Here is a 12,271-nt window from a genome sequence, read left to right as displayed (position 1 = left end):
AATCCTGCGGGTCAATACCGTTCCGCCTTATGGTCTCCACGTGGAGTTTCAGGCGGGGCCTGATCCTGAGCTTGAAGCGCGGGCATGGGAGTACAACGTTCTCTATACCCGTCGCCTGCAAATTCCGGTGGAGACCATTCTAATCCTGTTGCGACCTTTTAGTGGTCATAAAACTCTGCGTGGGCAGCTTGATATCTGGCGGCAACCGGGGCAGGCCATCCACCATTTTTCTTATGAGGTGGTTCGTATCTGGGAGCTCCCCCCTGCGGTCTTTCTGGAGGGAGGCAATGCACTCTTGCCTCTTGCGCCGGTTGCCAAGGTCTCCCGTGCGGAAGTGCGTGAGGTGGTACAGGCGGTGAATGAGCGTCTAGATCGCCGTGTGAAACCGAGCGAGGCCGAGCAGCTCCGAACGGCGACTTTTGTCTTAATGGGGCTAAAATATCCCCGAGAGTTTGTGGAGAAACTGATGAGCAGAAATGTACTAGAACTATCGTCTACCTACCAAGCGTTGATCCAAGAAGGTCTTGATAAGGGCATGGCTCAAGGTCTTGAGCAAGGTCTTGAGCAAGGTCTTGAGCAAGGAAGAGAGCTTGGCGCGGCTACCGAGGCACGGAATCTTATCTTGCTACTGGGGCGGCAACGGTTTGGTACACCCGCCGACGAGGTGGTTGGTGTGCTACAAGCGACCTCACGAGAGCGGCTTGAGATGCTTGCACAGCGCCTTCTGACGGCTACAAGCTGGTCGGATTTCTTGGCGGACTAGAACTTGGCAAAAGCAACCACAAGGTTTGTCTGTCAGCAGTGTGCTCATGTGGAGCCGAAGTGGGCGGGGCGCTGCCCGAGCTGTGGGGAGTGGAACAGCCTCGTCGAAGAGGTGATCCGCGAGACCAAGACCCTCACGGCGCAGATTCGTGCGGGGGGCAGCAACTTCTCGCACATGGGCGCGGCGAACTCACGGCCCCGGCCCATCACCGAGATCGAGATCAGTGAGCGGGAGCGGCAGTCTACCTACATCCCCGAGTTTGACCGGGTACTAGGTGGCGGAATCGTCCCCGGTTCGCTGACCCTTATTGGGGGCGAACCAGGGATTGGAAAGTGCGTGGTCGGTGAGACACGTATTCTTGATCCCGCGACAGGGGCACTGCGGCTCATCACGGACTGGGCAGAAAGCTGCTACCCCGTGGTGGCGCTGGAGGAGTCTGGCAATACGCTCTCTGGGGCAGCCGTATCGGCATTCTTGCCGCAGGGAATACAGCCTACGGTACTTGTCACCACGCGTTTGGGGAGAACGCTACGCTGCACTGAGACACATCCCGTCTTAACCATTGATGGCTGGCGACCCGTCGGGGCGCTCTGTCCGCGCACGCAAATTGCAACCCCGCGCCGCTTGCCTTTCTTTGGGAGTGAGTCGCAACCCGATGCACTAGTGCGCCTGATTGCCTACATTCTCTCGGATGGAAGTGCAGGTAAGCAGATCACGGTTACCAGTCTCCTTCCTGAGGTAGCCGAAGACCTAAAAGGGCTCGCTCAGGCACTTGGTGTTACGCTCTGTGTCTATGACAAGGCCAAGACACAGGCAAAGCATTTTCGGTTTGTGGTGCCCTACGCGGATCGTCTCCAGGCACGACGGACAGTCCAAGAGGCTCTGTGCCAGATTCGCGAGCAGCACGCGCTATCGTGGGCTGAGTGGGCACGGCGGAGTGGATTTTCCTACCGACAAATGATGACATGGCGGCATGGTCGTGGTATCCCAACCCCTCAACAGGCTGGGATACTGATGGAGGCGATTGGTGGCACACAAGACCAGCTTGCGCCTGAAGCACTCTCGCTTGGTGCGCGAAAGTCGCCGGTGATGCATACACTCGACGCGCTGGGAATGCGTTTTCAGACCGCCGCGACCAAGTCCGTTCCTGGGCTTGTGTTTCGCCTGCCGAAAGAGCAGCTTCGTCTGTTTCTCAAGGTGCTGTTCTCTTGTGACGGCTCGGTCTATGCAGGAAAGGTTGTTGGAGTTTCGTACTCGACGATTAGCCGTCAGCTTGCCGAGGACATCCAGCACTTGCTCCTGCGTTTTGGCCTTGTGGCGAAACTTAGAACAAAACCGAGCACCGTGAACGGCAGTGCCTACACTGCCTATGAGCTTCAGCTTCTGGGGGTTCCGACCGTACGCACTTTTCTAAGTGAGATTGGAATCTGGGGGCGACATGCCGCCATTGCGACGATTGCGGCGCTCCCTGAGCCCGAGCTTGGCTCCACACACTACGATACCATCCCACTTCCGAGTGACTTCTGGCTCCAGCTTCGTGCCTTGACGGGGAGGGCGTTGCGCCGAACTGTCTTGGAGCGTACGGGGCTCACTCTGTACCCACGTCGTGCGGGGCGACCGATTAGCCGCCGTGTGATGGAGGCACTGGCTGAGGCGTTTCCTACCCCTTATTTTCAGCGCCTGGCAAGCGGCGATGTTTTCTGGGATGAGATAGTCTCTGTGACCCCTGCGGAGGACGCTCATGTCTACGATCTCTCGGTGCCAGGTAAGGCAAATTTTGTTGCCGCCGATCTTATCGTCCACAACTCGACATTAATGTCTATGCTGTGTGGGAATCTGGCGGCGCAGTATGGCACGACGCTCTATATCTCGGGGGAGGAGTCTGTCGAGCAGATTAAATTGCGCGCGGTTCGTCTTGATGCACTTCACAAAGACCTATTGCTAGCATCTGAGACAGATATTGGGGTGATCGCCGGGTTTGTGGAGCAATTAAGGCCGAAATACTTAGTCATTGACTCGATCCAGACCATGATCTCGCCGGATGTGGACAGTGCGCCAGGTACGGTCTCCCAGGTACGGGCAGCGACGAGTGCGCTGGCGGCGCTGGCCAAGGGCAAGCGGATTCCTATTTTTCTGGTAGGCCATGTCACCAAAGAGGGCGCGATTGCCGGGCCGCGTGTACTGGAGCATATGGTGGACACCGTACTCTACTTCGAGGGCGATGCGCATCTCACCTACCGGATTCTACGGGCCGTGAAGAACCGCTTTGGCTCCACCGATGAGCTGGGAATCTTTGAGATGCGCTCTGAGGGGCTGGTGGGCGTGGACAATCCCTCCGCAGCGTTCTTAGCGGAGCGTCCTGTGGGAAGTCCCGGCTCGACCGTCACCGCGACAATGGAAGGCTCGCGGGCCTTATTGGTCGAAGTGCAGGCGCTGGTGGCCCAGAGCTATCTCACGAGTCCACGCCGCGTGACCAATGGGGTGCACCGGGATCGGGTCTCGCTGGTGCTGGCTGTGCTGGAGAAGCGCCTCGGGCTGAGCCTTGCCAACATGGATGTCTTTGTCTCGGTGGCGGGTGGTGTGCGTGTTGAAGAACCGTCGGCGGACCTTGCGATTGCGCTCGCCGTGGCAGGGAGCTTCTTGGATCGTCCTGTGGGCGGCAACCAGGTCTTTTTGGGCGAGATCGGGCTGGCGGGCGAGGTGCGAAGCTGTACACAGATCGAGAAGCGCCTGCGCGAGGCCGCAGGACTGGGCTTTGGCGGCGCGATCCTGCCACAGAAAAATATCGGGCGTGAGACCCAGGGAACGGTGCTGGAGCTGCAGGGAATAGAAACCGTCCGTCAGGCTGTCGAGAAAGCACTGCTTGCGCCGCAGCAGCCTGCAAAGCCACCCTTGTAAAAGTCATTAAAATCATCAGAACCCTTGCAACCGTTGGTCGCTCTGAAGTGTCGGTAGAGCTGGAGCACACAATGGAAGTCCCGGATGAAGTCTTTGATGACCAGGAAGCCTTTGAGGCGTTTATGGCGCAGGTGGGTGGTGGCAACCCACGCCGGGATGGCGAGGCGCTGATCGGCTATCTGAACGGCTGGCTGACGCGTCATGAGGGAGAATCCGGCGAGTCCGAGGAGAAAAAAGACGCGGCACGGCGACTGATCTCCGAGCTACAAGCGGGTCTTGACTCTCTCTACGCCCAAGATGTGGTGGTCGCGCGCCTGGAAGACGAGCTGGACATGCTCCGCGAGCGCCAGGAGCAGCACATCGGCGAGCTTAGGGTGCAGTTTCGCAAGATGGTTTTCTGGCGTGGGCGCAACGATGCTGACGTGCTTGCCGCCATCGAGTGGGTTCAGCAGGAGTTCTCCCCTGAGCTCGCTATCAAGATCCTCGACACCGAGGGACTTTTTGACAGTGACATTCCCCAAGAATAGTGGGGAAAAGGGCGTTTGTGGTATACTCTGGCCTCGTATGCCTCTTCTGGAATGCAAAAATGTTATCAAGCGCTTTGGGGGACTGACCGCCGTCAATGGAGTCAATCTCACCATCAACGAAGGCGATCTGGCCGGGCTCATCGGGCCTAATGGGGCGGGTAAGACCACGGTCTTTAACCTGCTGACCGGGGTCTACGCGCCCACGGAAGGCGATATTCTCTTGGAGGGAATCTCCGTGGCGGGGAAGAAACCACATGAGATCGCTCAGCGGGGGATCTGTCGGACATTCCAAAACATTCGCCTCTTTGGGGATCTCACGGTGCTGGACAACGTCCGCACGGGAGCATCGGTACGGGAGAACACGAGCCTAGCGGCCACGATCTTCCAGACACCTGCGTTTGATCGCGTAGAGAAGTCGGTCACCGACGATTCTCGGCATCTTCTGAGCCTCCTGGGACTCGATGAGCTGCGCCATGAGCAAGCACGCAACCTGCCCTACGGTGCCCAACGCCGCCTAGAGATCGCCCGTGCACTCGCCACCAAGCCACGTCTTTTACTGCTGGATGAGCCCGCTGCCGGGATGAACCCGCAGGAGTCTGAGGACCTGATGCATCTCATCCGGCGGCTCCGTGATGAGTTCAAGGTCACGATTTTGTTGATTGAGCACGACATGAACGTGGTGATGGGAGTCTGCGAGGCGATCACGGTGCTGGTCTACGGCGAGCCGATTGCCCACGGGACGCCCGAGGAAATCCAGAGCAATCCCAAGGTAATCCAGGCCTATCTGGGGGAGGATGACGATGCTTAAGCTTGAAAACCTGGATGTCTACTACGGCGCAATCCATGCTCTGCGTGGCGTGACCGTCACGGTCGAAGAGGGCGAGATTGTCACCCTGATCGGGGCTAACGGTGCGGGCAAGAGCACGCTTTTGCGCACGGCCTCCGGGATGGTGCGTCCCAAAGGGGGAAGTGTGACCTTTCTGGGTGAGAACATCACCAAGACTCCCATTGCGACCATTGTCTCCCGTGGCCTGGTGCACTGCCCCGAGGGGCGGCGCATCTTTGCCAACATGAGTGTCAAGGAAAACTTGGAGCTGGGGGCGTATCTGCGCAAAGATAAAGCGGGGATTGCGTCGGACTATGAGTACTCCCTGAACCTCTTCCCACGGCTCCGTGAGCGCCTGATGCAAAACGCGGGGACGCTCTCAGGTGGCGAGCAGCAGATGCTTGCGATTGGCCGAGCGCTGATGAGCAAGCCCAAGCTTCTGATGATGGATGAGCCCTCACTTGGCCTGGCTCCCGTGATCGTCCAAGATATTTTCCGAATCATCACGACGATCAATCAAGAGCATAAAGTAGCGGTGCTGTTAGTGGAGCAAAACGCCAATAAGGCGCTGGCCGTCGCGAACCGGGGCTACGTTCTGGAGACAGGCCGCATTATGCTTGAAGGGGCCGCCGCCGAGCTGCGCACCAACCCTGAAGTCAAGAAAGCCTACCTGGGCGAATGACCCTGACCTTAGAGAGTGTGGGGCTCTACGCCGAGACTCTGGTTCGGCAAGCGGCGGCAGGAGGACACGCCCTAGACTACTCCCCAGAGTCGCTCACCGTGCTAGATGAGCTCCTGGCAGTCTCTGACCCGCAGCTTGAAGAGACGAGTACCCCGCAACGCGACCTTGTGATCTTCTATACCGGCTGCTATCTCGGGGAAGTTTTTGTACGAACACTCGGGGCGCAGTGGCAGCTCACCGAAGACTGGGCCGAAGCCAGGCTGGTTCTTGTGACGGAGCAGGGTGGGATTGAAGTGCGTCCTTTTGAAAAAATCCACCGCCGCCTCACCGAAGGGCCTGAGGGAAACTCACTGAGAGCCTATGGTGCGGGGCTGAAGGAGCACTTTGATGTTCTGTTAGTGCTTGCGGCGACGCAGGGCTAGTAGACCGGCGCCTCCCAAGGCTAGCAGGGCCAGAGTGCCTGGTTCAGGAATGGTGTTGGGGCTTGATGCCGAACGCACCACCAAGCCCACAACCCCCGCGAGAGGGAGCAAGGGAATTCCCGTGCGTGCGATACTGGTTGGGAGTCGGGGGATTGATGGTGGATCCTTGTAGGTAACGGGCGGACCGATAGGCGGTGTTATGGGATCACCGGGAGTGTCCATGGCCAGTGTGATGCCCACGGGGGCCTCCAGGCCTGCGGGCTCCAGCAAGCCACCTTGAGGCGCGAGAATGCCAGCCTCAACGGCTCGGCTCACCCGTGTCGGCTTGGGGCGCTCACGCAAGACAGGAATCTTAGGCAGGAGGGGATTGGAGCAGTCCCACTTCAGGATAGGCTTGCCATCACGCGTCGCCCAAACACGCGTTCCTTTTTTCAGGGTTGTGTTCTTGCTATAAATCGAGCCAGACTTGGTGACCCCATAGTTCATCACACGGGTGTCTTGTGCGAGTGTCCGTGGAACGAGTGCGTCCTGAACAAACTCAATCACACGCTCCTCAGGAACCCCAAAGTGCTTGGCAAGATTGGTACGGAAAGTCTTGTTGGTTTTGAGGGTCTCAACCAGGCCTTCATTGGTGAGAGAAGGAGTGTTGTTAAAGCGATCCCGGCCTGGTTGTACACGCTGAGGCGCAAAGGCGGACAGGAGAGGGCTCTCGCTCAGGACGACCGGTGCGGTTCCCGTATCGCTCTGGGCCAGACTCGCGGTGGCGAGAGCCAATCCTGTAATCAGGGTGATGCTAGGTTTAAGGATTTTCACAATATTTTTCACTATGCAATTATACTGCCTAGGGCTCGATTGTAAACGAAGAAAGTTCTTTTATAAACAAAACCTCGTAATTCTAAGAGGGATAAACTGCAATAATTACTTATAAGTTTTTCCTATAGAAGGGGTAGTGGGGTAAGATGTTGAATCCTGCTTTATGAGTAAAAGTGCTAGTGTGGTAGGTCTGATCTGCCTGACCGTGATGCTGGGGTGTCGTGGTGGCAAAGCGGAAAGAGGAGGCCAGCTTGAGGCTATGATCCCCATGGTGACAGCGCAGATTGGGGAGACTCTTTTGGGGATTCCCTCGCGCTCTCTGAGCAGTACAGGTGAGCCACCGATTCTGGGTGTACAAGGTCGGGAACAAGTGGTGCTGGCCGCCGATGAAGCGGCATTTGCCAAGCTTGTCGGGGAGGGAGTACGACCAGAAGACATTCGGCGTATCGTCGGCAAGCTCAGCGATGAGCTTAATAAGACGCTCAAGCGCCGTAAGTTACTTGCGGTTACCGGAGCGTTCCCACCGCAGTGTCGTGAGAGTGAGGTTCCGAAGACAGTGCTGGCTGCCGTGACTCCCTATACCTTGGAGACAGGGAGCCCACAGGCCCAAAAAGAAGGGAAGGGCCAGACACTGCTCATGGCACGTCTGAGCCTTACTCTTGCGCGTACGGGCGAGACTCTGGCGGTACGAGAGTTCTATACGGGCTACACGCTCACTAGCTCGCGCGCTTCGCGATAAGCCACTGAAGCACCTCAGAGACTTTTTGCCGCCTGCCCTCATGCTTGTCGAAGGCGGCCTCCATGGCGGGAAGATGGTCTTTCAGATAGGTTTCGCACTGGGCGAGCTGTTGCCGGAAAGACTCGTAGGCAAAGCGAGCATCCTCCGCTTTGCCATTGCGCTTGCGGAAGAACGGGTTGTTAAACGAGTAGTTGTGTAAAGAAAAGCCTGACTCTCGGGCATGCTCTTCGATATTGCGAAGGCTCCCCTCATAGTACGCTTTTTCCGAGAGAGCTTGATCTATCTGGACTTTGAGTCGCCGAGCATTCTCCGTGGCTTTCGTCTCTTCTTTTTCGACCAAATCAATGGCACTATCGAAGATCTGGGATGCCTCTGCATGGGCTGCCGCCGCAAGGGCATGCGCTTCAAAGAGGCTACTAGACTGAATGCTCTCGGGGAGAGCAAGTATGGGGGGCATCTCAAGTTTTAACCCAAGCTTGTCCATCAGATACTGGTCTGTCTGCCGAGCCGTGTGAAGGCGCTCTAGCTCGTGGGCAGCGGCCTCATGGGCTGCCGTTGCGAAGCGCTCCATCGTCTGGCTACAGGCACCGTAGAGAGGGGTCAAGTCGGGATCGGAGAAGAGAGCAAAAGCGCTTTCAGGGCTGTGATCCAGCGCCCGATCCAGCAAGGCTTGGGCTTGGGAGAGGGCACCCACCCCGAGGGCATAGCGTGCCGCTTCGATCCACACCGACGGCGACCCGTCGCCTGCTCTCTCCAGGGCACGCTGAGCGGTCTCCCACGCCTCGCTCCACTTGCCCGCCGAGGCCTGGAGATAGGCAAGATGGCGCAGGGCATGAAGGTGGTAGAGGTCGCCGCTATTTCCCGAGAGACGCGCGGCGTGGTAGAAGCTCTCGCTGACCGTTTCAAGCGGCTCACGGAGCATCCACTGTGTCCAGCCAAACTCAAACCAGATGGCAAAGTTGCGGTTGCCAAGAGGATTGTCCAGTACACCTTTCAGGAGCTTGAACGCATCACGTAGCTCTTCCTGCTGCTCTCTTCCGGAGTAGTGCGCGGCATTCTTAAGCGCTTGAAGGCCCTGCGTCGCTAGCTCTCTCAGTCCAGACTCGTAGCTGGATGCGAGGCGCTCAAAGGTCATCTGTAGTGCAAGTGCATCTTTGTGGAGGCACTCACCTTCATGGGTATTTGCCGTGGATGGTGAACCAAGAGCCGCACTAAGGCGCAAACTCTCCGGGGATGCCATACGATTTAGCGCGGTTGCGGCATAGAGTGCCTGTGTCTGCCACACCTCTAAGAGCGCCTGAGTGGCTTCAGAAGCGGTGCCACAGCGGAGCTCCAGCAGGTGCTGGAGCTCCACGAGACGAGGTGGTTTTTTCGTACTGGGCGAGTCCACGGGGGACACGGACATACTCACAGAATCCTTTCAATGCGCGGGAAGGCGCAAGCTCGGTACATCTTACCGTGAAATACTGTTAAGTTCCGCGGAACGTTCCCATGATATTAACAAATCAGGCTCTCGAAATCTGTGAAGTCTGCCACGAAACCACCTGGCACACCTTTGCAGATGACGCTAATGGCGTCATGGCTATGGAGGCTCTCCAGGTGAGAACAGGCAATCTCGAAGTCTTTGACTCGCGCATCGGCATCAAACTGCTCGGAGAGCAGGCGGGCCGCATCCTCGACAAACTTGATGTAGGCGCCATTGAGCTCCGCAAAAGCTTGTTCATCTTCGCGCTTGACCATCACTTGTGTCTCTGTCTTAAGGGCATGGAGGCAGTGGCGCTGGATCTCTTCGATGCTGAGCGTGGCACCATCGGTAAGCTCCAGCTTGATCCGTGCTTTACTGCGCTGGCTGTGAGGAATTGCATAGACATTACGCGTGGCACGGGCATGCTCGGAGAGCTCCGCCGAGCAAGGGCAGGCCGAGGAGTAGACAAAGTCAAAGATCACAAAGCGTCGCAACGTCCCCTTTGCATCTAGGCTGGCCTGGTAGCTCACCTCATAGTACTGGTAGCCTGAGAGCCCACTGCGGAGGCTCTGCTGAATCATCGGGTAGGAGAAGCTGACCTTGAGACGTGCATTGAGCCCGCCCACCGTGGCCTGGTAGTCCCGCAAGATCGTTGCTAGCATCTCTGGCGTGAAGGCTGCGTCTTGGTGCTCATAAAACGTCCGCATGATCCGGCTCATGTTGATGCCCTTGATATTGGCCTCAAGAGAGACCGAGCCGGTGACGCGAGACTCTAAAAGCTGCGTGCTGCCATCTTCGCTCACAAAGCGCAGGGGAAGCCGAAAGCCGGAGATGCCCACTTGCTGGATTGGGACATTGGCTCCTTGAATGGCATTGCGCGTCAGCGACATGTCGGGTAGCGAGTCTCGGTACGCCTCGGTGGCGACAAAGTCCGCATCGTAGCGGCGCTCCACTTCGTTTAGAGGCTGAGCGGGCTGGTCGCTCTCGTGGAAGAACATGCGGGGCATGGGGGTCAAGTTTGGGGTCGGTTTTGACATGATATGGTTTCCTCTCTAAGAGCCTGCTGGTTGTTTCCGACAAACCGTGCAGGCTAAATCTCATCTTTTTGTTTAGTTGCCTTCGTACTCGAAGTAGTTACGATCGGTTTCTCTTACGACAACACGTTTCAGGCGCGCGGGTGCCGGGATTTTTTCAACAAGATGGTTCCAGATCGCTAGTGTCAGGTTCTCACTAGTTGGGTTTGTGTGTGAGAAATCTTCGGTGTCGTCGTTGAGGTGCTTGTGGTCGTAGCGCTCCATGATCTCCGTGTCCAGCACTTTATCCAGCGCCACTAAGTCCACGATCATCCCGGTTTTAGGATCAATCTCGCCGCTCACGGTCACTTCGACACCGTAGTTGTGGCCGTGGCCGTGTGGGTTGTTGCACTTGCCGAAGATCGCAAGATTCTCATTATCGCTCAGGCCCTGCGCATGGAGTCGGTGGGCGGCGGCGAAATCTAAGCTGCGGGTAAGGGAGACCATTTGTTTTGTGTTACTCTCCTGAAACTCTCTAAATTCTACGGAAGCGGAAAGGGTGGGCGTCTCCGCCACGATTATTTTGGTGAGCCGCGCCGCAGGATCGGTAAACTCGGCGTTAAATCTCTGAGCGATATAGGCCGCGATATTCTCTGTGGTCGGGGGATTTGTGGCAAAGTGTGGCACCTCGTAGGTGAGGTGCTTGTCCCGCAAGGGCTGGATGGCCCGCTTGAGTGCTTTGTCCACATCGGTGATATTGACCACCATCCCCGTGGCTTCGTCCAGCTGACCGGCAACACTCAGCTCGATCTCATAGTTATGGCCATGGCCCCAGCGCGAGGCCCACTTGCCAAAGATCGCCCGATTTTCGTCGTCGGTGCGATCTTTAAACCAGTACGCGTGCGCTGCAGAGAACATCGCCTTTCGGCGCAAAGTGAGTGTGGCCACGGCTATAAAGAACGCAAGAGCCGCGTCTTAGTTCCCTGTCTTCGCAAAGAGGCGTTTTGCATAGGCGATGTCCGCCGCCAGATACTTCTCCGCGCCGCTGGCTTCGCTGTACTCCGCCGTCAGACAGACCGTCCCGTTAAAGCCCCGCTTCTTGAGGTTCTCCGCCACTGCCTTCCAGTCCGAGAGGCCCTCGTCGCCCTTGCACCAGAAAGTTTTCCACTTGCCATCATCGCCGCGTTTCTTGTAGCCGTTCTTGAGGTTCAGCATCTTAAAGTACGGCCCGTAGATCAGCTCCAGCGCAAAGCCCGCGCTCTCGCCCTCTAGCGCATTGTGCGCCGCGTCCCAGACCGCACCAATACTCTTGGCGGGCAGCGGTGCTAGCAGCGAGCGCAGGCCAAAGGCATGGACCGGAACATTGCGCCCCGAGTGGTTCTGAATGCCAATTGCCACATTATGGCTCTCCAGCGCGGGCACCATCCCGAGAAAGAGCTTCTGCCAGCGCTTCTCGGCATCGGGGTAGCTCTCACCCTCACGCGGCGTCGGGCAGACCCGTATGATCGGAATCCCCGCCTTGCCACACGCCTCAAAGAGCCGGGGAGTCAGCTCTGCACCGTCGCTCGTAAAGCTCGGCGCAATGCTCTCAATACTAATGCCCGATTCCTCACGCAGAGTTTTTGCCGCTTTGGGAAGCTCTGTGGCCGCATTGTCCATCGTCACCGGATAGCCAGGACGCACGGGCAGCTCAATGCCCTCCACGCCTAGCGCCGCGACGCGCTTGCCAAGTGCCGGAATCTCATCTTTGTAGGGCTTGGTAAAAACCGTAAATTTCATGCGTCTATTATCCAACAAAATGATGGAAAAAGGGAACTAACCAGCGTGGATAAAAACTGGGAGCGCTGGCTCGATAGCCATGGAGACCGAATCTTTCGCCTGAGCTTGCGGCTCTGCGGGGGCTGCTATGCGGATGCGGAAGACCTGACTCAAGAGGCGCTGATCGCGGCGTTTCAGAGTCGGCCACGGTTTGCGGGGCGCGCCAAACTGGCAACTTTCCTGCACGCCGTGGCACTCAACTGCTGGCGCAAGCGGCTCCGAAGTGCACCTCCGCAAGCCTTGCCGCTTCTTGAAACCGATACCGCACCCGGCAATGCGATCAGCGCTCATCTCACGCGCCTCAG

General features: G+C 57.6%; 13 protein-coding genes. 8 read left to right on the top strand and 5 right to left on the bottom strand.

From position 1 onward, the window contains the following. From AC1XOS_RS13465 to AC1XOS_RS13440, 6 genes are all read left to right on the top strand, one after another. The coding region (locus AC1XOS_RS13465) for an RpnC/YadD family protein (protein WP_481962740.1) at nucleotides 1-763 on the top strand (763 nt) is incomplete at its 5' end. A gap of 3 nt (nucleotides 764-766) precedes the next feature. Continuing rightward, the gene (radA, locus tag AC1XOS_RS13460; RefSeq protein WP_481962739.1) at nucleotides 767-3,661 is read left to right on the top strand and encodes a DNA repair protein RadA; all 2,895 of its coding nucleotides are present in this window, start codon (nucleotides 767-769) and stop codon (nucleotides 3,659-3,661) included. Nucleotides 3,662-3,732: 71 nt separating this feature from the next. After that, nucleotides 3,733-4,188, top strand: coding sequence for a hypothetical protein (locus AC1XOS_RS13455; RefSeq protein ID WP_481962738.1), 456 nt, complete (start codon nucleotides 3,733-3,735; stop codon nucleotides 4,186-4,188). Nucleotides 4,189-4,225: 37 nt separating this feature from the next. Further along, on the top strand, nucleotides 4,226-4,996 hold the full coding sequence (locus AC1XOS_RS13450) for an ABC transporter ATP-binding protein (RefSeq protein WP_481962737.1): 771 nt from the start codon (nucleotides 4,226-4,228) through the stop codon (nucleotides 4,994-4,996). Continuing rightward, a complete protein-coding gene (locus AC1XOS_RS13445) occupies nucleotides 4,989-5,696 on the top strand; it encodes an ABC transporter ATP-binding protein (RefSeq protein WP_481962736.1) in 708 nt (235 codons plus the stop codon). The genes AC1XOS_RS13450 and AC1XOS_RS13445 overlap by 8 nt, the downstream gene beginning before the upstream one ends. Next, the gene (locus AC1XOS_RS13440) at nucleotides 5,693-6,118 is read left to right on the top strand and encodes a DUF6278 family protein (protein WP_481962735.1); all 426 of its coding nucleotides are present in this window, start codon (nucleotides 5,693-5,695) and stop codon (nucleotides 6,116-6,118) included. The genes AC1XOS_RS13445 and AC1XOS_RS13440 overlap by 4 nt, the downstream gene beginning before the upstream one ends. On the opposite strand, the gene AC1XOS_RS13435 is transcribed toward AC1XOS_RS13440, so the two are convergent. Then, a complete protein-coding gene (locus tag AC1XOS_RS13435) occupies nucleotides 6,092-6,943 on the bottom strand; it encodes a DUF6777 domain-containing protein (RefSeq protein ID WP_481962734.1) in 852 nt (283 codons plus the stop codon). The genes AC1XOS_RS13440 and AC1XOS_RS13435 overlap by 27 nt on opposite strands. A gap of 151 nt (nucleotides 6,944-7,094) precedes the next feature. Between AC1XOS_RS13435 and AC1XOS_RS13430 the strand changes: the two genes are divergently transcribed. Beyond that, nucleotides 7,095-7,670, top strand: coding sequence for a hypothetical protein (locus AC1XOS_RS13430; RefSeq protein ID WP_481962733.1), 576 nt, complete (start codon nucleotides 7,095-7,097; stop codon nucleotides 7,668-7,670). Here the strand turns inward: AC1XOS_RS13430 and AC1XOS_RS13425 are convergent. The 4 genes from AC1XOS_RS13425 to AC1XOS_RS13410 all read right to left on the bottom strand — a co-directional run bounded on the left by AC1XOS_RS13425 (nucleotide 7,648) and on the right by AC1XOS_RS13410 (nucleotide 11,927). Beyond that, complete coding sequence (locus AC1XOS_RS13425) at nucleotides 7,648-9,075, bottom strand: tetratricopeptide repeat protein (RefSeq protein ID WP_481962732.1); 1,428 nt, start codon at nucleotides 9,073-9,075, stop codon at nucleotides 7,648-7,650. The two genes, AC1XOS_RS13430 and AC1XOS_RS13425, sit on opposite strands and share 23 nt — an antisense overlap. Before the next feature lie 92 nt (nucleotides 9,076-9,167). Then, the gene (folE2, locus tag AC1XOS_RS13420; RefSeq protein ID WP_481962731.1) at nucleotides 9,168-10,172 is read right to left on the bottom strand and encodes a GTP cyclohydrolase FolE2; all 1,005 of its coding nucleotides are present in this window, start codon (nucleotides 10,170-10,172) and stop codon (nucleotides 9,168-9,170) included. A gap of 72 nt (nucleotides 10,173-10,244) precedes the next feature. Then, nucleotides 10,245-11,096: a 6-carboxytetrahydropterin synthase gene (locus AC1XOS_RS13415; RefSeq protein ID WP_481962730.1), complete on the bottom strand. Its 852-nt coding sequence runs from the start codon at nucleotides 11,094-11,096 to the stop codon at nucleotides 10,245-10,247. A gap of 27 nt (nucleotides 11,097-11,123) precedes the next feature. Further along, the gene (locus tag AC1XOS_RS13410; protein WP_481962729.1) at nucleotides 11,124-11,927 is read right to left on the bottom strand and encodes a sugar phosphate isomerase/epimerase family protein; all 804 of its coding nucleotides are present in this window, start codon (nucleotides 11,925-11,927) and stop codon (nucleotides 11,124-11,126) included. Nucleotides 11,928-11,972: 45 nt separating this feature from the next. Here AC1XOS_RS13410 and AC1XOS_RS13405 point away from each other — a divergent pair. Further along, a partial coding sequence (locus AC1XOS_RS13405; RefSeq protein ID WP_481962728.1) for an RNA polymerase sigma factor occupies nucleotides 11,973-12,271 on the top strand: 299 nt, incomplete at its 3' end.

The organism is Armatimonas sp. (assembly GCF_964826245.1).
Note: the sequence above shows the minus strand (reverse complement) of the source record. Positions and strands in the feature narration are given on the sequence as shown.